Consider the following 21956-nt stretch of genomic DNA (forward strand, 5'->3'; position numbering starts at 1 on the left):
ATTTCTCCTTAGTAGGGTAATCCGCCAAAGCGCTGATACCAGGAGGCATCGGGCTGCGGCAGTGCGCCAACGGAGGTTTCCCCCACCTCGCTGACAAACTGTAGCGCCCCCGGCGCCACCCGCTGGTAGATATTGATACACAGCTGGCGCGCGCTCTGCCCCTGCCAGTGTGGCGGCAGCAGTGCGTCTGGTAGCATGGGGTCTTTTAACACCACCCGGCGGTAGAAATGGATCAGTAATAACTGGATCAGGAAACAGCGCCGGGGGGTCAGTTCACTGGCATCACTCTCTTTAAGCAGCGGCAGCAGCGGCCGGAAAGAGTGAATAAACTCCCCGTAGCGTTCGTTTTTCTCGGTAAGCTGCCAGCACTCCTCCACCCGGGATTTCAGGGCGCTCTGCGACAACTGCAGCGGCGAGCGGGCCTCAAAACAGATAACATTTTCCGCCACGCCGCTTTCGTGCAGCAGCGCCTGAACTTCCGTGAGGTTCTGTGAAGGCGAGGCCATCAGGCTGGGGGCCAGCGTGCCAAATCCCTGCCAGATCAGCTGGTTTTTCACCTGTTGCAGGGTCTGTTTGTCCAGCCCTTCAGAAAGCAGCAGCAGCCAGGTGCCGTCCCAGTCGGGCTGGCCTGCCCGGTATATTTTCGCCGCCGCCCGTCGCGCCTGGCGGTAGCTGGATTCGGTCATCCGGTAATAGCTGCGCCGCCCGACCCGCTCCACCTCAAGCCAGCCGTCTTTATTGAGCCGGAACAGCGATGTGCGCACAAAGCGCTCACCAAACCCCAGCCCGGACAAGAGCGCGGTCAGGCTGCCCAGCCAGATTTCACCGCCGCGATGCACCAGCGCATCCCCGTACAGTGAAGCAATAAGCGACGTACCGCTCACCGGTACAGCGCCAACCGCCTGCTGGATAAAAAGATCGAGCTTACTCATCTGATACACACCTGAAGCCGTTTATTCAATAAACGAATCATACCACAGGCGCGCCGGAATCAGCCTGCTGAATTAACAATGCAATAACATACCGGGCGCAATATCGCACGGCAGGTTACAGAGGGGGGAATGACAACAAGAATGAAAAAACAACCGCCTGACCGGTATTATTTACAAAATGAAACATATTACCGGTTTAATTTGTCATACAAATGAGGATAATGAGGACTTCTGACGTATACCCCGCTGATCATTAGCCGGCACCAGGGGTGAATGGTGCCGGTTTTTTTATTGATACCCGTGCGGTTACGCCGTCAGGATCAGAAGGTGACACCGGCCCCGAGGTAGGCACCGTCCACAATATTGTGTTTCGGATGACCGGATTTCCCGTCAACACCCGCATAGCGATAACCCGCCTTGAGGGTGACCAGTGAGATGGGGCTCCAGCTGATACCGCCGTCAGCCTCAGTGTAGTTTTTAACACTGTTGGTCATGCTGTCCGGCGCCACATACCCTTCCCCGTAAATGGCGAAGTTCATCGGCAGATCGACTTTAAAGCCGCCGCCAACCGGGAAGGCCATGCCGTCATCCCCTTTTTTCGGGTTCAGATAGACCGCTTTCGCCCCGGCATTGAGCATCACCGGGCCGAGGTCAAAATTATACCCCACACCAGCGCCGCCATATTCGCCGCCGTCGTCCGTATCCCAGGTCCAGTTGCCTTCCACGTAGATACCACCCGTGGATTTGCCCATGTCCACATTAAGATTGGTAAAGTTTTTCCCCTGTTCAAGAGAGCCACCAATTGCCAGCGCCTGCCCGGAGGCCACCAGCAGCCCGGTCAGGGCAATCACTTTAATACTCTTCATTATCATTTGCTCCACAGCGCTTACTTATTTTATCCGGCCGGGATTATAAGCACATGTTTTGCCTGACGGTATCAATTAGAGATCTTTTTATATAACAAATCGTAACCATTTCCCGGGCGGGAGGCGCCGTACAGAGAGCGCTATTTACGCCACCGGGCCCAGGGATCTTCAGCAGGGGCGCGCTCTTCAAGGCTGTCCAGATACAAATTTTCCACCTCTTTACGCGCCCAGGGGGTGCGGCGTAAAAACTTCAGGCTGGACTTAATACTCGGATCATTCTTAAAACAATTGATGTTGATCTGCCGGGCCATACCTTCCCATCCGTAGCGGGACAGCAGGGCATTTAAGATGGCTTCAAGGGTCATTCCGTGCAGAGGGTCGCTGGAGGTGTGCGTCATAATCAGTGCCATATAACAGGAAAATTGCGCTCACCATACTGGCTGATACCGGTGAACGCAACCCGCCAGCCAGGCAAAGGCGGCGGCGCTATACCCCGTTACCGCCGCCCGTCGCCCATGCCGGTTACCCGGCGCGGGCAGTTGGTCCCCCCAGCACGCGCTGGATCTCCCGCAGGGCTTCCGGGTCTTCAATGGTGGTTAAATCCCCCGGGTCACGGCCTTCACACACCGCCTGCAGCGCCCGGCGCAGCATTTTGCCGGAGCGGGTTTTGGGCAACCGGGAGACAAAATAGACCCGCGCCGGGCGGCCAAAGTGGCCGAGGTTATCGTCCACCCGGTGCTGTATCGCCTGCTCCTCCTGCTGCGCCACATCCGCCAGTAACAGACTGTCGCCTTGTTTTGGGATCACAAACGCCACGGCCACCTGGCCCTTAAGGGTATCCTTCACCCCCACCACGGCCACCTCTGCTACGTTGGCGTACCCGGAGATGCTCTCTTCTATTTCGCGGGTGCCCAGCCGGTGACCGGACACATTAATCACATCGTCAGTCCGCCCGAGGATAAAATAGTAGCCGTCCTGGTCACGAATGCCCCAGTCAAAGGTGGCATATACCGGGCGTTCAAACAGCGACCAGTAGGTGCTGACAAACCGCGCGTCATCCCCCCAGATGGTCTGAATACAGCCCGGCGGCAGCGGCCCTTCGATAACCACCATGCCTTTTTCATCCGGCCCGCAGAGCTCGCCCGTGTGTTCATTGACCAGTTGAACGTTATAGCCAAAGACCGGCATCCCGGGGCTGCCGGGTCTGGTGGGGCGATCATCAAGTGCCCGGGCAAGGGCCATAATCGGCCAGCCGGACTCGGTCTGCCAGTAGTTATCCACCACCGGGATACCCAGGGTTTCTGTCACCCAGCGGGCGGTGGGCTCATCAAGGGGCTCCCCGGCCAGATACAGCGCCTCAAGGGAGCTGAGATCGTGGTTGCGGATCTGGGCGGTGGGGAATTTTTTCAGCACCCGGATAGCCGTCGGTGCGGAAAACATCCGGCTGACCCGGTATTTTTCCACAATCCGCCACCACTGGCTGCAGTCCGGCCAGGTGGGGGTGCCCTCAAAGACCACGGTCGCCATGCCGGCCAGCAGCGGCGCATAAACGATATAAGAATGGCCCACCACCCAGCCGATGTCCGAGGTACAGAAAAAAACGCCCCCCGCTTTGCCGCCAAAAATCGTCGCCATGGTGGTCGCCAGCGCCACCCCATAGCCCCCCACATCCCGCTGCACCCCTTTGGGCTTTCCGGTTGTGCCGGAGGTGTACAGAATGCAGGAGATCTCACCGGATTCCAGCCAGCAGACCGGCACACGGGCCTCCAGATGCTGCTCGCGCAGTGTGGCGTAGTCCTGATCGCGCCCCGCCACCCGCGGCATATCCGCCAGCCCCCGGTCCACCAGCAACACCTGCGGCGGCGGGTTATGGCTCAGGGCGATGGCGTCATCCAGCAGTTTTTTATAAGGGATCACTTTACCGCCACGGGAGCCCGCATCGGCGGAGACGATCAGCACCGGACGCGCATCGTCTATGCGTGCCGCCAGGCTGTGGGAGGCAAAGCCGCCAAAGACCACCGAGTGGATGGCGCCAATCCGCGCACAGGCCAGCAGCGTAATATGGGCTTCGGCAATCATGGGCATGTAGACCAGCACCCGGTCACCACGCCCTACCCCCAGGCTCTGCAGCATCGCCGCCGTGCGGTTGACCTCCGTATGCAACTGGCGAAACGTGAAGGTGCGCTCTTCCCCGGTCTCCGCCGAGACGGCAATCAGGGCCAGTGCGTCTGGCTGGCTTGTCAGCCAGCGGTCGAGTGCGTTATGGCACAGATTGGTCGTTCCGCCGCAAAACCAGCGGGCAAACGGCGGATTCCGGTAATCCAGGGTGCGGTCAAAGGGGGTCTGCCAGTCAATACGCCGGGCCTGCTCCGCCCAGAAACCGTCAGGATCATCAACAGAACGCTGGTAAAAACTCTCATAAGACATGGTGCTCTCCTCTCAGGCGCGGCCCAGGGCCCGCATCAGATGATATACAGGTCGAGATAGTCGTTTACCGGCATCTGCTCCAGGCGCTGCCTGTCCAGGGAGACCTCCAGAATGCGCTGCTGCTGGCGGGCCGGGAACTGGCGGGCCAGATTGGTTCTGAATTTATCAATCAGGCGCGGGATCCCCTCAGCGCGGCGGCGGGCGTGGCCTATGGGGTACTCCACCACCTGCTCATCCATCCGGCTGCCGTCGGTAAAGACGAGGGTCAGCCCGCTGGCAATCGCGCGCCGCTGCGGGTCGTGATAGTCCCGGGTAAAGGCCGGATCCTCATAACAGCGTATTTTCTCCCGCAGGGCGTCAATACGCGGATCCCGGGCCACGTTATCTTCATAATCGGCAGCACTCAGGCGCCCGAACAGCAGCGGAATAGCCACCATATACTGGATACAGTGGTCCCGGTCCGCCGGGTTGTGCAGCGGCCCCTGCTTATCAATAATCCGGATGCAGGCCTCATGGGTGCGGATGGTCACGCTGGCAATATCTGCCGCCGTTTTCCCGGCCGCCTGCATATTCTGGTGCAGTGTCATGGCCGCTTCTACGGCGGTCTGGGCATGGAACTCCGCCGGGAAGGAGATTTTAAACAGCACGTTTTCCATCACATAGGTGCCGTAAGGGCGCTGGAAACGGAACTTTTCGCCGTTAAAAGAAGCATCATAAAACCCCCAGGTTTTCGCGCTCAGCGCTGAGGGATACCCCATTTCGCCGCTGCGGGCCATCAGCGCCAGGCGTACCGCCCGGGCGGTGGCATCCCCGGCGGCCCAGGATTTACGGGTGCCGGTATTGGGGGCATGGCGGTAGGTGCGCAGCGCCTGGCCATCCACCCAGGCCAGCGATACGGCGTTGAGGATCTCCTCCCGGTTCAGGCCAAGCAGTTGCGCCACCACCGCCACAGAGGCCACCTTGACCAGCAGCACATGGTCAAGCCCTACCCGGTTGAAGGCGTTCTCAAGGGCGATGCAGCCCTGAATCTCGTGGGCTTTGATCATTCCGGCCAGCACCTGCTTCATGGTTAGCGGGGCTTTGCCCCGGGCCAGTGCCGTGCGCGACAGCCAGTCCGCCACCGCCAGGATCCCCCCGAGGTTATCCGAGGGGTGGCCCCACTCAGCGGCAAGCCAGGTATCATTAAAATCCAGCCAGCGGATCATCGCGCCGATATTAAAGGCCGCCTGCACCGGATCAAGCTGGAACTGGGTGCCGGGAACCCGCGCCCCGTTGGGCACCACCGTGCCCGGCACCACAGGGCCGAGCAGTTTTTTACAGGCCGGGTACTCCAGCGCCTCCAGCCCGCAGCCCAGGGTATCCAGCAGGCAGTAGTGGGCCGTCTCCCACGCGAGGGTGGAGTCAACCGGGTAATCGAGAACATAATCAACAATATCAACCATTTCCTGATCAAATGGCGGACGCAGGTTAGCGCTTGTCAGAGTCATCATTATTTTCCGTCAGGGTTATTTTCACAGGTAAGTCACGGCGTTACTGGCGCTGATCCAGCGCCACAAAGGCGCGCGCATCCGGGCCGGTATAGCAGGCAGACGGGCGGATAATTTTGTTATCCAGCCGCTGTTCAATAATGTGTGCCGACCAGCCGCTGACCCGGGCCATCACAAACAGCGGGGTAAACATGGCGGTGGGAACGCCCAGCATGTTGTAGGAGACCGCAGAGAACCAGTCGAGGTTGGGAAACATGTTTTTGGTCTCCCGCATTACGGATTCCAGGCGATCGGCAATGGCGTACATCTTCATGGAGCCCGCCTCTCTGGAGAGTTGCAGGGCAATGGCCTTGATAACCTGGTGGCGGGGATCGGCAATGGTGTACACCGGGTGACCAAACCCGATGACCACTTCTTTGTTTTCGATCCGGCGGCGGATATCCTGCTCGGCTTCATCGGGGGTTTCATAGCGCTGCTGGATCTCCAGCGATACTTCGTTCGCCCCGCCGTGTTTTGGCCCGCGCAGGGCGCCAATCGCCCCGATAATCGCCGAGTAGATATCGGAGCCGGTCCCGGCAATCACCCGCCCGGTAAAGGTGGAGGCATTAAACTCATGCTCCGCGTAGAGGATCAGCGAGGCGTGCATTGCCTTAATCTGGCTCTCTGTCGGCGGCTCGCCGTGCAGCAGGTGCAGAAAGTGGCCGCCGATGGTGTCATCGTCCGTCTCCGGCTGGATACGTTCGCCATTGTGGCTGTAGTGATACCAGTAAAGCAGCACAGACCCCAGCGACGCGAGCAGCTTGTCGGCGATATCTCTGGCACCGGATACCGTATGGCCCTCTTTTTCCGGCAGGGTGCAGCCCAGGGCCGACACCCCGGTGCGCATCACGTCCATAGGGTGGGAGGCCGCAGGCAGAGACTCCAGCACCGTGCGCACATTGGCTGGCAGTCCACGCAACGCTCTGAGGCGCACTTTATAGCTGTGCAGCTCATCGCGGTTGGGTAATTTGCCGTGGATCAGCAGGTACGCCACCTCTTCAAATTCACAGTGGCGGGCAAGATCGTGAATATCATAGCCACGGTAATGCAGATCATTGCCGCTGCGGCCCACGGAACACAGGGCGGTGTTCCCGGCGGGGACGCCGGACAGGGCAACGGATTTTTTCGGCTTACCGGTACGCGTGTGCTGCAAAATGGTCGTTTCGCTCATACTGGCCTCGTGATTCTGTTCAGGGTGTAGGGTAACAACGGGTGCCTGCCGGTCGCCGGGCTAGCGGTGCCTGCCGGAGGCAAATAGCGCGTCCAGTTTTTCTTCGAACTGGTAGTAATTAATGCTTTCGTAGAGTTCGTTGCGGGTCTGCATCATCGGGACGACGCTTTTCTGGGTCCCTTCCTGGCGCAGGGTGCTGAACACCTGTTCGGCGGCCCGGTTCATGGCGCGAAATGCCGACAGCGGATACAGCGCCATTGCCACCCGGGCAGTACGCAGCTCATCCGTGGTGAACAGCGGTGTGGCGCCAAATTCGGTGATATTGGCAAGGATAGGCACCTGCACCGCATCGGCAAACTGACGGTACATGGATAATTCAGTGACCGCTTCAGGAAACAGCATATCGGCCCCGGCCTCAATATAGGCCCGGGCCCGGTCGATCGCCGCGTCCAGCCCTTCCACGGCCAGGGCGTCGGTGCGGGCCATTATCACAAAATCCGCATCTGTGCGGGCATCCACTGCGGCTTTGATGCGATCGACCATCTCCCCGGTCGGCACAATGGCTTTATTGGGCCGGTGGCCGCAGCGTTTTGCCCCCACCTGATCCTCAATATGCAGCGCCCCGGCCCCGGCTTTGATAACCGATTTCACCGTGCGCGCCACATTAAATGCGCTGCTGCCAAACCCGCTGTCCACATCCACCAGCAGCGGCAGCGGGCAGACATCGGTAATACGCCGAATGTCGGTCAGCACATCATCCAGGGTTGAGATACCCAGATCGGGCAGCCCCAGCGACCCGGCCGCCACGCCGCCGCCAGAAAGGTAAATAGCCTGAAAACCCGCCCGCTGGGCCAGGAGTGCATGGTTAGCATTGATAGTACCGGCTATCTGCAGGGGGGATTCCCTGTCCAGCGCCTGGCGAAACGCCTGCCCGGGAGAGGTGTGGCTCATGGTTTGCCTCATTGTTATCTGTAAGGGGGATATCTTCAGATAGCAAACCGCGTGCCAGAACCGCGCAACAGGCCGCAAGCCCGGTGCGGCGGGCCTGGTGGGGTAAAAGCGCTTCAGCTAACGTTTCAGGCCGGGTTTCATTTCGCTTCCTTGAAACAACAATGAAACACAACTACAACATATGGACAGTTTTCCTGCCTGGTATTGCTATGTCTGACCACAACGCGCCTGCGGTATCCTCCCCCACCAGACCCGTTATCTGGACCGTTTCGGTCACCCGGTTGTTTGATCTGTTCCGGGATATCAGCCTGGAGTTCGACAATCTCGCGACCATTACCCCCATCCAGCTGGGGTTTGAAAAAGCGGTGCAGTACATCCGCAAAAAGCTCACCAGCGAACACTGCGATGCGATTATCGCCGCCGGCTCTAACGGCAGTTACCTGAAAAGCCGCCTTGCGGTGCCGGTGATCCTTATCCACCCGGGGGGTGCCGATGTGTTGCTGGCGCTGGCAAAAGCGCGGCGGGTTGCCACGCGTATCGCCGTGGTCACCTATAAAACCCCGCTCCCGGCCCTGCAGGCGTTTCAGCAGTCGTTCCGGTTACCCATTGAGCAGCTCAGCTATGTAACCGAAGAGGATGCCCGCACCCAGATAAACCAGCTGAAAGCCGCCGGAATCCGGGTGGTGGTCGGCGCCGGGCTGATCACCCAGCTTGCCGAGGAAGCCGGTATGGCGGCCATTTTTCTTTACTCGGCAGATACGGTGCGTGAAGCCTTCAGTAACGCTCTGGAGCTTACCCGCCGGGCCGCTCCCCACCCGCCCCGGGATATTCCCCGGGGCGGCACGCTGAAGCCCCGCTACGGGCTGGAGGATCTCCAGGGCCATACCCCACCAGTGGAGCAACTGCGGCGCACCATTATGCTGTATGCCCGCTCCCCGGCGGCGGTGCTGATTGAGGGAGAGACCGGCACCGGCAAAGAGCTGGCGGCCCAGGCGTTACACCAGGAGTATTTTGCCCGCCGTGGCGGCGAGGGGCACCCGCCATTTGTGGCAATTAACTGCGGCGCGATCGCTGAATCCCTGCTGGAGGCGGAGCTGTTCGGTTATGAGGAGGGGGCGTTTACCGGCTCGCGGCGCGGTGGCCGCTGCGGGCTGCTGGAAACGGCCCACGGCGGTACGCTGTTTCTTGATGAGATAGGCGAAATGCCCCTGCATCTGCAAACCCGGCTACTGCGGGTACTGGAGGAAAAACGGGTCACCCGGGTGGGGGGTCAGCAGCCGGTGGCGGTGGATTTCCGGGTCATCAGCGCTACCCATTGTGATCTGGACCAGGCCATCGCCCGGGGGGCATTCCGGGCCGATCTGTTTTACCGTCTCAGCGCGCTGCGCCTGCGGATCCCGGCACTGCGCGAGCGCGGGGATGATATCAGCCTGCTGGCCCGGGGTTATATCACCCGCGCCCTGGCAGCGATGAATATACCGCTCAACGCCGCCCTGGCCGGGCGTATTACCCGCTGTATGCCCCCGCTGCTGCACTACCACTGGCCGGGAAATATTCGCGAGCTGCGCAACATTGCCGAGCGCCTGGCCCTGCTGCTCGCCAGCGATATGGTCAGTGACGATACCGACCTGCGCGCCCTGGTGCCGGAGCTCTACCCGCCAGAAAGCCCCGAACCGCCGCCCTCGCCCCTCGCCGCTCATGATGTGCTGGCGCTGCACGGCGGTGACCATCAGGCCGCCGCCCGGGCGCTGGGGATCAGCCGCACCACCCTGTGGCGGCGCTTAAAGCAGCCGCCCGGTGGGAGCCGCTGACGGGTTTATTCCCATTCGGTCCGGTTGCGGCCGTTTCTTTTGGCCTGATACATCAGCTCATCGGCTTTTTTGAGTGCCGCCTTCACTGAGCGATCTTCCCCGGGCCAGCCGGTCACGCCACAGGAGATGGTGATATTACCCACCCCCTCAATGGTGGTCTGCTCAACCACGCCACGGATGCGCTCAGAAATATCAATGGTGGCCTGGACGGGGGTGTCCGGCAGGATCAGGTAAAACTCTTCGCCACCCACGCGGCAGGCGTAGTCCGTATCGCGGCAGCTATCGGCCATGATCCGGGCCAGGCATTGCAGCACATAGTCGCCCACATCATGGCCGAAGGTATCATTCACCCGTTTGAAGTGGTCAATATCAACAGAGATTATCGCGAACGAGCGGCCGTCTTTTTCCAGCCCCTCCAGCAGAATATCCGTTGCCCGGCGGTTTAACAGCCCGGTGAGGTGGTCCCGGTTCGCCTGGTCACTCAGCCCCTTCATTTTCTGGTTGATCAGATCAATGCCCTTAAGCAGCCCGCCTTTAATGTGGATAGCCTCCTCATACCAGGCATTCACCTTCATCACGGTACTGGCGGCCCCTTCCGCATCCAGGGTGGCGGCCCCGTCAGCCAGGCGGCGTAACGGGGCGGAGATCATCCCCGACAACCACAGCAGAATGCACAGCCCCGGAATGCTGAGCGGCAAAGTGCCGAGGATCATCTTGTTCATTAAGGTGTCCAGCGGCGCCAGGGTGCTGGCTTTTGGCTCCTGGGCTATCACGCCCCACGCGGACGAAGGCACACTGGAATACCCGGCAAGCATCATGACCCCCCGGGAGTTCACCACCTCCATCGAACCGGAGCCACCAGACTCTGCGGCCTGTACCACTTTATTATTGGGCTCTTTCGTGCCGCTGCGGGTGGGATCCGGGTGATAAAACAGCATGTCATCCTGATCCACCAGGTAGACATAGCTCCTGTCATTCTGGAAATGGTTTGAGATAAGCGAACCGAGGACATTCTGCTTATTTAAATGAATCAGGCCGCTGACAAACCCAAGATAAACATTACTACTGCTGTATACCGGGTAGGTCAGGTAAACAATTCGCCCGCCGGACTCCGGCACCAGGGCGTGGCTGATAGTCTGTGTTTCTGTTTCCAGGGCCGGCTCTGCAATGGCCGGGTTCAGCCGGGTGCCATTCTGGCTGAGGTTTTGCGGATAGGTGGCTACTACCGTTCCGGAGGCATTCACAAACATCGCCCCGTCGAACCCGGAATCCTGCTGCTGCAGGCGTTCCAGCTCCTGTAACAGCGCCTCAGAGTTATTAATTTTATGCTCAACAAAATTCGCGCTGTAGGCCAGTTGCTCCATACTCACGCGAAAATAGAGCTCAATGGTGGAGGCAATACGCTCCGCATAGGCTTTATTTTTTGATAACGCATTGGTTATCAGCACACTTTCCTGAACCTGGCGCGCCGAATAAAAACAGTTCAGCAAAGTAATAATTGTGACAAATAATGCGAAAATAAGGATCAGGGTTCTGAGACTTACTTTTCTGAATACAGTCCATTGCATGGAATTTCCCCCCGTCATCCATTAACAGGTAAACGACAATATTCCGAAGAATAATGCATTATAATAAATTTATGCTACTTCCGGCAAATAAAGAAAATATCCGTTAATAAAACTAATCAATAATTTCGTCATTATAACAGCGGGCGAACACCCTATATTAATTTATCCCTCTGTTTGCCACTGATTACGCCCCTGTTGCTTCGCCCGGTAGAGTGCCCTATCCGCCCGGGAGATTACCTGCGCTACAGTATGGCACCCCTCTGAAACCGCAATTCCCATGCTGACCGTCACCTGATCACTCACCTGTGACGCCACATGGGGCAACGCCGCCGCCTGCAGACTGGCCTGTATCCGGTCGGCCACCTGCCCGGCCTCAGCAAGGGACGCCTCCGGCAGGATAACCACAAACTCCTCGCCGCCATAGCGGGCCACCAGATCTGCCGGGGCGCGAACTGATGAGGCCAGCACCCGGGCAACGGCCGCCAGGCACCCATCCCCGGCCTGGTGGCCGTAGTGATCGTTATACTGTTTAAAATGATCCACATCGAGCATCACCAGCGCAAAGGGCTGCTGGCGGGTGAGTGCCTGGTTAAGGTAGCTCTCCATTGCCCGGCGGTTGGCGGTCCCGGTGAGTGCATCCTGGTGGGCGAGAAGATCAAGCCGCGCGATCAGCAGGCGATTTTCCTGATAACGATACCAGGCCTCGCTAAACCAGCGCTGCAGGATATACCAGCCCCCGGCGAGCGTTGCCGTCAGCAGTATCCACATCAGCAGAAAGTGGCCACGGGCCCCCGGGTTAAGCCAGGTGCCAAAGACCAGAGCCGCCACCCACAGGGGGAATAAAAAAAGCAGCAGCGCGCGCGGGTGGTAATAGAGCGCGGCCAGGGCGCTCAGCATCAGGATCACCATCAGCGGCCAGCCAGAGGGCAAATGCCACCAGACGATAAAATAATAACAGCTGTAGCTCCACATCAGGCCAATCGCCAGCAGGAGCACCATACTGAGTGAGAGGCTCAGCGCCTGGAAACGGTAACAGACAATACTCAGCGCAACACTCGCCACCATAATGGCGCACATCACGCCATCTATCAGCGGTAATACCTGCTGCTGAATATGAATCGCCGCATCGAAATGGGGAAAAATAAGGTTGCGCCCGTAGACCATCAGCGCAAAGCTCAGGTTCACAAAGGTAAACCAGGGCATGCTCAGTGCCAGGGCGTGCCTGACCATATCATGACGGTCGCGCCATATGACATCCCCACGGCGATTCCCCACGCGGTATTTCATCCCTGAACCTCTTATAAGCCAGTAAAACCGTTAAGCGGACGCATTCTGGCGCTCCGGGGGTGTGGCCGGGGCGGCGTACCAGTGCTCTTTCTTCACCACAATAGCCCCTTCCGGCTGCATAACAAAATTGGGCGACATAATTTGCACACCAAACTCGTTAAACACATCCTGGATATTGCTGTATAGCCCGTTACGGGCGTCCGCCAGGGAGACACCGGGAAGCAACCGCACCTGGAGCTCATAGGCGATGTACCAGTCCATCAGACTGAGCTGGCGTACCAGGGGGGCGGGCTCCGGGGCAATACCGGCTGAGCGGTGTGCCGCCAGCTCCAGCATGGCGTGAACCTGCCGCCAGGGGGTGTCATAACCGATAGTGACACTCACGGTTAAATTCACCCCGCCCCCCGGCTGGCGGGCGCTGAGATTGGTGATTTTACCGCTCACCACCACCGCATTCGGCACGGTGACAACATAGTTTTCACGGGTGGTGATTTTGGTCGCCAGCATCCCGATTTCGCTCACCTGCCCTTCGTTGTCGGCAATCCGGATAATATCCCCTTTGCGTAACGCCCGGGAGTAGATAAGCACCAGCCCGCTCATGGCGTGGTTCATGACCCCTGCGGAGCCCAGCGTTAACATCAGACCAAAAAAGACGCTCACCCCTTTAAACGCCAGCGAATTCGCCCCGGGCAGAAAAGGATATGCCGCCGACAGCGCAAACAGCCAGATAACCACGGCGATAAGTTTGCGGGTGGCGCCGACCGTATCCGGGTGGATCCCGGGAACAGACATCCGCCCGGACTCAATCTGGTTGAGTAACACCTTAACCAGCTTAATGATGACGGAGGTTATCAGGAAAATAAGCAGCACAATACACAGCCCCGGTAAGGCCGCCACCACAGACAGGGAGATCCCCCGCACCACCCGCATGGTCCACTCTCCGAGTGATTCCCCCCACACCCGGGTCCAGGGGAATAAGCCCAGCACCCACCCCAGCCACAGGTAGCAGACCATCACCGCACACAGCAGCATCACGATGCCGTAAAGCCGCGCTTCAATATTGCCCAGCAAGCGGCGCCAGTGACCGGGAATAAGCCCCCGTCTGGCGGCTGCGGCCTGCTGGTAATAACGCTGCACCCACTGCCAGGAGCGCCAGGCGGCAAAAATAAGCGCCAGCAAAACGAGCGCCCCGGCCACCGCCTTAAGGGCCGCGAAGAGCAGATAACGGTGATTATACTGGTCGCGTAGCGCAACGCGCTGGGCCTCCATACGGGCCATTACCCGCCCGGTGGCCTGGTCGAGCGTGAGGTCGTCCCCTTCATCAAGATCTGCCTGGGTCAGCAGCATGACCGGTTTACCGTTGATGGAGATCTGGCGCCCCTGCTGGTGGTAGCGCATCACCGGGGTCGCTATCAGCGGGTGGCGCAGATCCTCCTCACTGAGGCTACGCAGGATATTTCGCACCCGTAGCACCCGCTCCCGGGGGGTGGTGAGGCCAAATTTCGCCTGCAGCATCACCACCGGCTGGTGGAAGATATAAACGGTGTTGGCCTGCTCCCCGGGGGTGGGCTGCTGGCGGGGCTCTGCGGCCGTGGCCTGTGCCATATTCAGTAAAAAAAGAGCCAGAATAAACCCACGCACAACCTTCATGATGATCCCCTGTCGTTGCGAATAGCGGTGATGGCGCATTACGGTGATGCGCAGCGCTCAGACAGAGAATAGACCAGCGCAGCGTAAATGAGGGGCCCGCGCAGGGGAAACAGCGAAGCGGGGGAACAAAAGCGGGAACGGGCGGCCAGGGCGGCCGCCACAGTAAAGGGGGATATCAGGCCAGTTGCGCCGCCTGCGCCATATGCTGCCGGGCACGGGCAATACCGGTTTCGCGCCCCAGGGGTCTGATGTCCATGCCTTCGGCATAGATAAAATCCACATCATTGATCCCCATTAACCCGAGAACCGCGCGCAAATACGGTGTTACCGCATCGGTGGGCTGGCCTTCATGTATCCCGCCGCGCGGGCTTATCACCACCGCCCGGACCCCGTCAACCAGCCCCTGCGGGTAGGTTTCCGTGTAGCGGAAGGTTTCCCGTGCCCGGGCCACCAGATCAAACCATTTTTTCAGATCCGTCGGCACGTTGAGATTGTACATCGGCGCGCCAATCACCAGCAGATCACTGCGTTTCAGCTCGTCAATAAGTGTGTCTGACAGCGCCACCCCCTGGCGGATCCCGGGGCGCGGATCCTCTGCCCCGCGCAGGGCGGCAAACAGCGCCTGGTCGAGTTTTGGCAGTTCTGTGCGCGTCAGATCGTGCTCGGTAATGGTGTCGCGATGGCCGGCCTGCTCACGCATCCGTATGTATTCGTCGATCAGCTGATTACTCAGCGATGCCTGGCCATTAATACTTGATTTCAGAATCAGCACATTGCTCATGGTGATAACCTCAGGGTAAGTTTGCTTGTTTGTAGATTATCACTACCCACAGGAATCAATAAGTGACATGATTTCCGCCTATTGTTGACCAGAAGGAACCAGTTAATGCGCACAGAGTTAAGTGGTATTCCGGTTTTCACCGCCGTTGTCGAGTGCGGCAACTTTGCCAGGGCCGCCGCGCGTTTGCACCTCACGCGATCCGCCGTCAGTAAAACCATTGCCCGCCTTGAGGAGCGGCTCGGGGCGGCGTTATTCCAGCGCACCACCCGCAGGCTGATCCTGACAGAAGAAGGCGAGATTTTTTATCAGCAGTCCCGCCAGGCGCTGGACTGCATCCGCGATGCGGAAGATGAAATTAACCGCGGTAAAGAGCATGTGCAGGGGCGTTTGCGCATCAGTTTACCGGTCCTCTTTGGCCGCAATTGCGTGGCCCCGATCTTATTTACCCTTGCCCGGCGCTACCCCCAGCTCAGACTGGAGCTCTCTTTTAGCGATCGTCAGGTTAATCTGTTTGAAGAGGGATTTGATCTGGCCATTCGCATTGGTGAGCTGGCGGATTCGGGCTCGCTGAAAGCCCGGCCATTAGGCCACCATAATATGGTGCTCTGCGCGTCAGCGGCATATTTACGCACCCACCCCGCACCACAGACAATAGATGAACTCGGTGAGCATCCGGCTATCGGATATTTACATAACGGTACTCTCCAGCACTGGCGGCTTAAAAACGAGCAGGGTATCCGCGTGGATTTCCGGCCCGCAACCGTGATGTCGGCGGATGATTTCTCTGCTATTTCTCAGGCGGTGAATGATGACCTGGGAATAGCCTGGCTCCCGGACTGGTTAGTGGCCCGGGAAATAGCCCTGGGGCAGTTGCAGGTTATTCTTCCGGAAAGTGCCAGTGAGCGTTTTACCATCAGCGCCGTCTGGCCCCAGGCCCCGTGGTTGCCGCAAAAAATCCGCGTAACCCTTGATGCACTGGTAGCCCGGCTGCCGGAGCAAATGGCGGATGGCGGACTGCTGAATAATAGTAAACAATAAATAAACGCCGGAGGATCCTCCCCCTCCGGTGCCGACAGGATCACGGGAAAATACGCAGAAATACCCGTAAGCGGTTAACTCAATAATGTATCCGCTAATATAAAACACCCCGCCATATAAAAAATAAGCGATGTTGACCAATATCACATTGTTATTTTATTTATCACAAACAACATTCCGGCAACAATATATACCCACAAAGGAGTAGTATATTTTCGCTACTTTACTAAACGCGAATCGCGTAATATCTGGGTGCCCTATCGCGCGCGATGCCGGAGTGCCGCCGCTTAAAAATACTATAAATAAACATCATGGAGAATATTATGTCGGACACGACACCCTTTAAGGTGCTTATTGTGGATGACCACCCGCTTATGCGCCGGGCTATTCGTCAGTTACTGGAGTGTGACAGCGCATTTCATGTTGTCGCTGAAACCGGTGACGGCAATAACGCCGTTGCTCTTGCCGCCCGGTATCAGGTGGACGTAATACTGCTGGATCTGAGCATGAAAACGATGTCCGGCCTGGAAACCCTGACCGCCCTGCGCCAGAACGGATGCAACGCACGCATCATTGTGCTGACCGTTTGCGACGCCGCCAGCAGTGTCTGTGCCATGACAGAGGCCGGGGCCAGTGGCTATTTACTCAAAGATACCGAGCCGGAAATCCTGCTGGAGGCGATCCGCCAGGGGGCCAGCGGCGTGCCGGTATTCAGCGACGGGCTCCACGCGCACCTGCACGGGCGCCATGATCCAACCCGGGATCCGCTACGCACCCTGACCGAGCGCGAGCTGGACGTGCTGCATGAAATCGCCCGGGGCATGACCAACAAACAGATAGCCGGGGAGCTGAATATCTCCGAGCAGACCGTGAAAGTGCATATCCGTAACCTGCTGCGCAAGCTGAATGTCCGCTCCCGGGTTGCCGCCTCGGTGTTGTTTATCCGGGCCGCTCACCCCGCCTGAGCCCGCATGTGGCGGGCTCTGCATTACTTTTCACCGCCAGGCAACTGGCTCCTCGCCTGGTCAATACTGCGCTCAATCACCCCCCGCCGGGTATCCCCTGCCGGTAGCAACGTCAGCATGGTGCGCCATGCGCTGATGGCCTCGTCAAAACGCTGCTGTTCAAATGCCGAAAACGCATACGCGCTGAGCAGGCGGATACTGGTGGTGCCCTGCGCCACTGCCTGGCGCAGCAGCGCAGCACCGTGCCGGTTATCATCAGGATCAGACGAGCGGATCAGCGCCTCACTGTACCCCAGCAGCACCTCGCGATCTGCGGGTGCCAGCCCATAGGCCCGGCCATAGGCACCGGTCGCCATGCTGGCATTGCCCAGCGCCATGCCAACACGCCCCAGCATAACCCAGGCCTCAGTATTGGTCTGATCCTGCTGTAAGCGGGTGCGTAACCCCAGGGCCAGGCGGCGCAGGTCGGGCTCATTAAGCGGCTGCGCCCGGGGATCCAGCGCCCGCTCCAGCAGGGCTGGCGCCTGCGCGGTGGCCTGCTGCCACTCCCGCACCGGGCCGTGCCCGCCGGTCAGCATATAGCTCACCAGCGTGACCACCAGCGCCACGGCGATCCCCGGCACAAACAGCCAGCGGCTCCCCCGGGTGCCCGGCGGGGCGGGCTCAGGCCCGGGCGCGGCAACCGCCACCGCTGCGCCTGTTGCCCTCTCGCCACCAGAGCGGCGGGTACGGGCCACAATAAACCAGCCGCCGCCGGTGACCGTCAGCACCGGCAGCACCCACAGCCACAGGGTTAACGGGGTCAGCGGCGGATCGTAGGTCACGAAATGGCCATAGCGGGCCACCATATAGTCTGTGATCTGCTGTTTGCTTTTCCCCTCCTGCAGCAGTTCATAGACCTTTTGCCGCAGATCGACGGCGATCATCGCGTTCGAATCGGCAATACTGTTATTCTGGCACTTCGGGCAACGCAGCTGGGTGGTGAGCTGGCGAAACGCCTGCTCCTGGGCCGGATCGTTAAACGTCATCACCTGTGCACCGGCGGCCAGGGTGGTCAGCACCCAGAGGGTGGCTATCAGCAGTATTCTCATTGCCCGTCTCCGGTGCTGTATTTTTCCCACAGGGGCCGGAGTGTGGTCTCCCACACCCGGGCATTCAGATCGCCCGCATGGCGGTAACGGATAATACCGTTGCCGTCAATCAGGAAGGTTTCCGGCGCGCCGTACACCCCGAGATCCAGCCCCAGCATACCGCTGGCGTCAGACAGGCTCAGCACATAGGGGTTGCCCAGCGTGGTGAGCCACTCCCGGGCTTTGTGACCATCGTCTTTGTAATTCAGCCCAATCACCCGCACACCCCGGGCCGCCAGCTGGTTAAGGTACTCATGCTCTGCCCGGCAGGTCGGGCACCAGGTCGCCCAGACGTTCAGCAGCACCGGCTTTCCCCCGGCCAGCAGAGTGGACTGGTAATATTTCCCCGGCGTATCGAGCGACTCCAGCCGGAACGCGGGCACCGGTTGCCCAATCAGGGCCGATTCCAGACGCGTCGGATCATCCCCCCCGGCATTACGCGCCAGCTGCCAGAGCAGCAGCGCGGCAATCACCAGGAACACCGCCAGCGGAATCATCAGCATATGGCGCTTCATTATGCCTCCCTCACCCGTCGTTTACGCTGCAGCAGGCTGCACAGCCCACCCACCGCCATCAGCAGCCCACCGGCCCAGATCCAGCGCACAAACGGCTTATAGTACAGCCGCACCGCCCAGGCGCCGTCGCCCAGATCCTCCCCCAGCGCCGCATACAGATCCCGGGTGAGACCGCCATCAATCGCCGCTTCGGTCATCACGGCGCTGGTGCTGTGATAGGCGCGTTTTTCCGCATACAGTGTGGCCTGGTGGCGCCCCTCCCGGGTGACATCAATCACCCCGATCCCCGCCCGGTAGTTCGGCCCGGCCACCTCGCGCAGCTCACGGAAAGTAAAACGGTACCGGTGAATGGTGACACTGTCACCCATTGCCATGCGCACATCCCGCTCAATGCTGTAGTTCTGGCTAAAGGCAATGCCCACCACCAGCACCGCCAGGCCAAGGTGCCCGGCCACCATGCCCCAGTAGCGGGCTCCGGGCCGGTTACCGGCTTTCACGCGCCGCGCCACATCCGCCACCAGCAGGACCATAACCCAGCCCGCCATAGCCAGCCCCAGGGCAGTGAGCGCTTCGATTCGCGCCTCAAACAGCCAGGGCAACAGCAGCGCCAGTGGCAGCGTCACCACCAGCGCTACCAGCAGCTCGCGGCGAATTTTCCCGGGCCGGTCCCGGCCCCAGCGCACCAGCGGGCCGATACCCAGCACCAGCGCAAACGGCACCATCAGCCAGGTAAAGAGGGTGTTGAAGAACGGCTCGCCAATCGAAATGCTGCCCAGCCCAAGCTGTTTATGTACCAGCGGCAGCAGCGTGCCCAGCAGCACCACCAGCATGGCGGTCATGAGCAGCACATTGTTGGCCAGCAGCAGCGACTCCCGGGACCATAGCCCGTTGCTGACCGGTGAACGTATCCGCCCGCCACGCAGCGCAAACAGCAATAGCGAGCCGCCGATAACCAGCACCATAAAGGCGAGGATATACATCCCGCGCGCCGGATCGGAGGCAAACGCATGCACCGAGACCAGCACCCCGGAGCGCACCAGGAAAGTGCCCAGCAGGCACAGGGAAAAGGCGCAAATCGCCAGCAGCAGGCTCCAGGCTTTAAAACTGCCGCGCTGGCCGGTCACCGCCAGCGAGTGCACCAGCGCAGTACCGGCAAGCCAGGGCATCAGGGAGGCGTTTTCCACCGGATCCCAGAACCACCAGCCGCCCCAGCCCAGCTCGTAATAGGCCCAGGCCGATCCCAGCACAATGCCGAGGGTTAAAAAGATCCACGCCGCCAGAGTCCAGGGGCGGGCAAAGCGGGCGAAGGTGGTGTCCATCCGGCCGCTGAGCAGTGCGGCAATGGCAAAGGCGAAGGCCACCGAAAACCCCACATAGCCCATATACAGCAGGGGCGGATGAAAAATAAGCCCCGGATCCTGCAACAGCGGGTTAAGATCCCGCCCTTCCAGCGGGTAGTCCGGAAAGGTGCGGGCAAAGGGGTTTGAGGTAAACAGGATAAACAGTAAAAAACCCACGCACACCATGCCCATAACCGCCAGCACCCGGGCCACCATCACCAGGGGCAATTGCTGGCTGAATAACGCCACGGCAAAGGTCCAGCCGCTCATCAGCAGAACCCACAGCAGTAGCGAGCCTTCGTGGCCACCCCAGACGGCCGCCACCCGATACCAGACCGGTAACTGGGTGCTGGAATTCCCCGCCACATAGCGCACGGTAAAATCATTGATGACAAACGCGTGGGTCAGGATCAGAAATGCCCCCGCCATACACAGCAGCAGGAGCCAGGCAAACAGCCGCGCAGAGCTCATCATGCGCGTATCGCCCCGCGCCACACCCCACAACGGGTAGAGCGCCAGCAATACTGCCACCCCCAGCGCCAGGCACAACAGCCCGGTTCCGATCTCCGGCATCATGAGCGCGTGTCCTCACCATTACCCGGCAGGCGGCGGTGGTTTTCGTTCATCGCCCGGGCCACTTCCGGCGGGGTGTAGTTTTCATCATGCTTTGCCAGCACTTCCCGGGCCAGGATCCGGTTGCCGGGGGTCAGCTCTCCCTGCACCACAACCCCCTGCCCCTCACGGAACAGATCCGGCAGGATCCCCTCATAGGTGACATCCACCACCCCTTGCGCGTCGTAAATGCTGAACGAGACCCTGAGCGTTTTGGCATCGCGCGCCACGCTGCCGGGCAGCACCATTCCCCCCACCCGCAGGCGCTGGCCGGGCTCCGGCATGTGCTGCGTTTCGTTTTTGCCATACAGGATCTCCCCCGGGGTGTAGAACAGATCGATATTGGCCCGCAGCGCGTACAGTATCAGCGCCACGGTCACCACCAGGCCACCGAGCACGGTCAGGGCAATCCATAAGCGATATTTACGGCGTGGGTTCACGGTGCCTCCTGCCGGGTTCTGGCCGCCAGGCGGCGCGCCTGCCGGGCCTGTTGCTGCGCTACCGCGCGTAAAATGCTCCGGTGCTGGCGCACCGTATGCAGCACCAGTATCGCCAGCGGCAGCAGCGTCATCAGCACTGCCAGCCAGACATAAAAGGCGTAACCGCCCATGGCAAAAAAGTCCTGCCAGCTTGCAAACGCACGGCTCATGAGTAACCTCTCCGGGCGGCCAGCTCACTGACCCAGGGGCGGTGTTTGTCCACCAGCAGGATCAGGTTACGCAGGCGCATCAGTGTCAGCGTGACGGATAACAGTAAAAAACCACAAATTGCCCAGCGCAGCGGCGAGCGCATTGCCGGATCAATACTTTGCTGCATTCGGGTAGAGCCCTGGTGCAGGGTATTCCACCACTCCACCGAGTAGTGGATCACCGGCAGGTTCACCCCCCCAATCAGCACCAGAATGCCCGCCGCGCGCCCGGCCAGACGCCGGTCATCAAAGGCGTGCCACAGGGCAATGGCGCCGATATACAAAAACAGCAATACCAGTTCAGAGGTCAGGCGCGCGTCCCACACCCACCAGGTGCCCCACATGGGCTTACCCCAGGCAGAGCCGGTGATCAGCGCGATAAAGGTCAGCACCGCCCCGACCGGCGCCATAGCCGCCACTGCCAGGTTGGCCATTTTCAGCTGCCAGACCAGGCCGGTAAATGCGGCCAGCGCCATGGCGGCGTAAATCCCCATCGACCACATGGCGGCAGGCACGTGCAGGTAAATAATCCGGTAGCTTTGCCCCTGCTGGTAGTCCGCCGGGGCAAAGCCAAACCCCCGGATAAGCCCCGTTGCCAGCACCAGCGCACTGGCAACCATCAGCCACGGGAGCAGCGCCCCGCAAACCTGATACAACCGGGCGGGGATCGCCAGTTGATGAAGTTTTTTCCACATACA

Annotated in this window: 20 protein-coding genes; 3 read left to right on the plus strand and 17 right to left on the minus strand. The window is 59.9% G+C overall.

Annotated elements, in window-relative coordinates:
* Positions 1-8 precede the first annotated feature (8 nt).
* The 7 genes from paaX to prpB form a co-directional block, all read right to left on the minus strand.
* Positions 9-932, minus strand: a complete 924-nt coding sequence (paaX, locus tag EBL_RS10230) for a phenylacetic acid degradation operon negative regulatory protein PaaX (RefSeq protein WP_002443582.1) — start codon at positions 930-932, stop codon at positions 9-11.
* A 320-nt stretch (positions 933-1252) separates the two neighbouring features.
* Complete coding sequence (locus EBL_RS10235; RefSeq protein WP_002443580.1) at positions 1253-1798, minus strand: YfaZ family outer membrane protein; 546 nt, start codon at positions 1796-1798, stop codon at positions 1253-1255.
* Between the two features lie 140 nt (positions 1799-1938).
* The gene (locus EBL_RS10240) at positions 1939-2196 is read right to left on the minus strand and encodes a VF530 family protein (RefSeq protein WP_174270565.1); all 258 of its coding nucleotides are present in this window, start codon (positions 2194-2196) and stop codon (positions 1939-1941) included.
* Positions 2197-2320: 124 nt separating this feature from the next.
* On the minus strand, positions 2321-4225 hold the full coding sequence (prpE, locus tag EBL_RS10245; protein ID WP_002443576.1) for a propionate--CoA ligase: 1905 nt from the start codon (positions 4223-4225) through the stop codon (positions 2321-2323).
* 35 nt (positions 4226-4260) lie between these two features.
* On the minus strand, positions 4261-5712 hold the full coding sequence (locus EBL_RS10250) for a bifunctional 2-methylcitrate dehydratase/aconitate hydratase (RefSeq protein ID WP_002443574.1): 1452 nt from the start codon (positions 5710-5712) through the stop codon (positions 4261-4263).
* Positions 5713-5755: 43 nt separating this feature from the next.
* Positions 5756-6922 carry a bifunctional 2-methylcitrate synthase/citrate synthase gene (gene prpC, locus EBL_RS10255; protein ID WP_002443572.1) on the minus strand — a complete coding sequence of 389 codons (1167 nt, stop codon included), beginning with the start codon at positions 6920-6922 and terminating at the stop codon, positions 5756-5758.
* A 60-nt stretch (positions 6923-6982) separates the two neighbouring features.
* The gene (gene prpB, locus EBL_RS10260) at positions 6983-7873 is read right to left on the minus strand and encodes a methylisocitrate lyase (RefSeq protein WP_002443569.1); all 891 of its coding nucleotides are present in this window, start codon (positions 7871-7873) and stop codon (positions 6983-6985) included.
* A 209-nt stretch (positions 7874-8082) separates the two neighbouring features.
* Between prpB and prpR the strand changes: the two genes are divergently transcribed.
* Positions 8083-9684 carry a propionate catabolism operon regulatory protein PrpR gene (prpR, locus tag EBL_RS10265; RefSeq protein ID WP_002443567.1) on the plus strand — a complete coding sequence of 534 codons (1602 nt, stop codon included), beginning with the start codon at positions 8083-8085 and terminating at the stop codon, positions 9682-9684.
* Positions 9685-9689: 5 nt separating this feature from the next.
* On the opposite strand, the gene EBL_RS10270 is transcribed toward prpR, so the two are convergent.
* The 4 genes from EBL_RS10270 to EBL_RS10285 form a co-directional block, all read right to left on the minus strand.
* A complete protein-coding gene (locus EBL_RS10270; protein WP_232001850.1) occupies positions 9690-11132 on the minus strand; it encodes a sensor domain-containing diguanylate cyclase in 1443 nt (480 codons plus the stop codon).
* 282 nt (positions 11133-11414) lie between these two features.
* Positions 11415-12539, minus strand: coding sequence for a GGDEF domain-containing protein (locus tag EBL_RS10275; RefSeq protein WP_002443563.1), 1125 nt, complete (start codon positions 12537-12539; stop codon positions 11415-11417).
* Between the two features lie 30 nt (positions 12540-12569).
* A complete protein-coding gene (locus EBL_RS10280) occupies positions 12570-14189 on the minus strand; it encodes a mechanosensitive ion channel family protein (protein WP_002443560.1) in 1620 nt (539 codons plus the stop codon).
* A 175-nt stretch (positions 14190-14364) separates the two neighbouring features.
* Complete coding sequence (locus EBL_RS10285) at positions 14365-14970, minus strand: FMN-dependent NADH-azoreductase (protein ID WP_002443559.1); 606 nt, start codon at positions 14968-14970, stop codon at positions 14365-14367.
* A 105-nt stretch (positions 14971-15075) separates the two neighbouring features.
* Here EBL_RS10285 and EBL_RS10290 point away from each other — a divergent pair, with 105 nt between their 5' ends.
* Positions 15076-16008, plus strand: a complete 933-nt coding sequence (locus EBL_RS10290; RefSeq protein WP_002443557.1) for a LysR family transcriptional regulator — start codon at positions 15076-15078, stop codon at positions 16006-16008.
* Between the two features lie 323 nt (positions 16009-16331).
* Positions 16332-16973: a response regulator gene (locus EBL_RS10295; RefSeq protein ID WP_002443554.1), complete on the plus strand. Its 642-nt coding sequence runs from the start codon at positions 16332-16334 to the stop codon at positions 16971-16973.
* A gap of 23 nt (positions 16974-16996) precedes the next feature.
* Here the strand turns inward: EBL_RS10295 and EBL_RS10300 are convergent, their stop codons facing one another.
* From EBL_RS10300 to EBL_RS10325, 6 genes are read right to left on the minus strand one after another with little or no spacing between them, the layout of a single operon-like run.
* Positions 16997-18064, minus strand: coding sequence for a cytochrome c-type biogenesis protein CcmH (locus EBL_RS10300; protein ID WP_002443552.1), 1068 nt, complete (start codon positions 18062-18064; stop codon positions 16997-16999).
* Positions 18061-18618, minus strand: coding sequence for a DsbE family thiol:disulfide interchange protein (locus EBL_RS10305; RefSeq protein WP_002443550.1), 558 nt, complete (start codon positions 18616-18618; stop codon positions 18061-18063). The genes EBL_RS10300 and EBL_RS10305 overlap by 4 nt, the downstream gene beginning before the upstream one ends.
* Complete coding sequence (locus tag EBL_RS10310; protein WP_002443548.1) at positions 18618-20534, minus strand: heme lyase CcmF/NrfE family subunit; 1917 nt, start codon at positions 20532-20534, stop codon at positions 18618-18620. Before EBL_RS10310 ends, EBL_RS10305 begins: the two co-directional genes overlap by 1 nt.
* Positions 20531-21010 (minus strand): cytochrome c maturation protein CcmE, encoded by a 480-nt coding sequence (gene ccmE / locus EBL_RS10315; protein ID WP_002443546.1) that lies wholly within the window; start codon positions 21008-21010, stop codon positions 20531-20533. Before ccmE ends, EBL_RS10310 begins: the two co-directional genes overlap by 4 nt.
* On the minus strand, positions 21007-21219 hold the full coding sequence (ccmD, locus tag EBL_RS10320) for a heme exporter protein CcmD (RefSeq protein WP_002443544.1): 213 nt from the start codon (positions 21217-21219) through the stop codon (positions 21007-21009). Before ccmD ends, ccmE begins: the two co-directional genes overlap by 4 nt.
* Positions 21216-21953, minus strand: coding sequence for a heme ABC transporter permease (locus EBL_RS10325; RefSeq protein ID WP_002443542.1), 738 nt, complete (start codon positions 21951-21953; stop codon positions 21216-21218). Before EBL_RS10325 ends, ccmD begins: the two co-directional genes overlap by 4 nt.
* Positions 21954-21956: the final 3 nt, after the last annotated feature.

Origin of the sequence: Shimwellia blattae DSM 4481 = NBRC 105725 (assembly GCF_000262305.1) — a bacterium.
Classification (GTDB): domain Bacteria; phylum Pseudomonadota; class Gammaproteobacteria; order Enterobacterales; family Enterobacteriaceae; genus Shimwellia; species Shimwellia blattae.

Bases quoted from the DNA above. Each gene is read 5' to 3' on its own strand.
- paaX (WP_002443582.1), bottom strand. From the start codon at position 932: ATGAGTAAGCTCGATCTTTTTATCCAGCAGGCGGTTGGCGCTGTACCG.
- EBL_RS10235 (WP_002443580.1), bottom strand. From the start codon at position 1,798: ATGAAGAGTATTAAAGTGATTGCCCTGACCGGGCTGCTGGTGGCCTCC.
- EBL_RS10240 (WP_174270565.1), bottom strand. From the start codon at position 2,196: ATGACGCACACCTCCAGCGACCCTCTGCACGGAATGACCCTTGAAGCC.
- prpE (WP_002443576.1), bottom strand. From the start codon at position 4,225: ATGTCTTATGAGAGTTTTTACCAGCGTTCTGTTGATGATCCTGACGGT.
- EBL_RS10250 (WP_002443574.1), bottom strand. From the start codon at position 5,712: ATGACTCTGACAAGCGCTAACCTGCGTCCGCCATTTGATCAGGAAATG.
- prpC (WP_002443572.1), bottom strand. From the start codon at position 6,922: ATGAGCGAAACGACCATTTTGCAGCACACGCGTACCGGTAAGCCGAAA.
- prpB (WP_002443569.1), bottom strand. From the start codon at position 7,873: ATGAGCCACACCTCTCCCGGGCAGGCGTTTCGCCAGGCGCTGGACAGG.
- prpR (WP_002443567.1), top strand. From the start codon at position 8,083: ATGTCTGACCACAACGCGCCTGCGGTATCCTCCCCCACCAGACCCGTT.
- EBL_RS10275 (WP_002443563.1), bottom strand. From the start codon at position 12,539: ATGAAATACCGCGTGGGGAATCGCCGTGGGGATGTCATATGGCGCGAC.
- EBL_RS10280 (WP_002443560.1), bottom strand. From the start codon at position 14,189: ATGAAGGTTGTGCGTGGGTTTATTCTGGCTCTTTTTTTACTGAATATG.
- EBL_RS10285 (WP_002443559.1), bottom strand. From the start codon at position 14,970: ATGAGCAATGTGCTGATTCTGAAATCAAGTATTAATGGCCAGGCATCG.
- EBL_RS10290 (WP_002443557.1), top strand. From the start codon at position 15,076: ATGCGCACAGAGTTAAGTGGTATTCCGGTTTTCACCGCCGTTGTCGAG.
- EBL_RS10295 (WP_002443554.1), top strand. From the start codon at position 16,332: ATGTCGGACACGACACCCTTTAAGGTGCTTATTGTGGATGACCACCCG.
- EBL_RS10300 (WP_002443552.1), bottom strand. From the start codon at position 18,064: ATGAGAATACTGCTGATAGCCACCCTCTGGGTGCTGACCACCCTGGCC.
- EBL_RS10305 (WP_002443550.1), bottom strand. From the start codon at position 18,618: ATGAAGCGCCATATGCTGATGATTCCGCTGGCGGTGTTCCTGGTGATT.
- EBL_RS10310 (WP_002443548.1), bottom strand. From the start codon at position 20,534: ATGATGCCGGAGATCGGAACCGGGCTGTTGTGCCTGGCGCTGGGGGTG.
- ccmD (WP_002443544.1), bottom strand. From the start codon at position 21,219: ATGAGCCGTGCGTTTGCAAGCTGGCAGGACTTTTTTGCCATGGGCGGT.
- EBL_RS10325 (WP_002443542.1), bottom strand. From the start codon at position 21,953: ATGTGGAAAAAACTTCATCAACTGGCGATCCCCGCCCGGTTGTATCAG.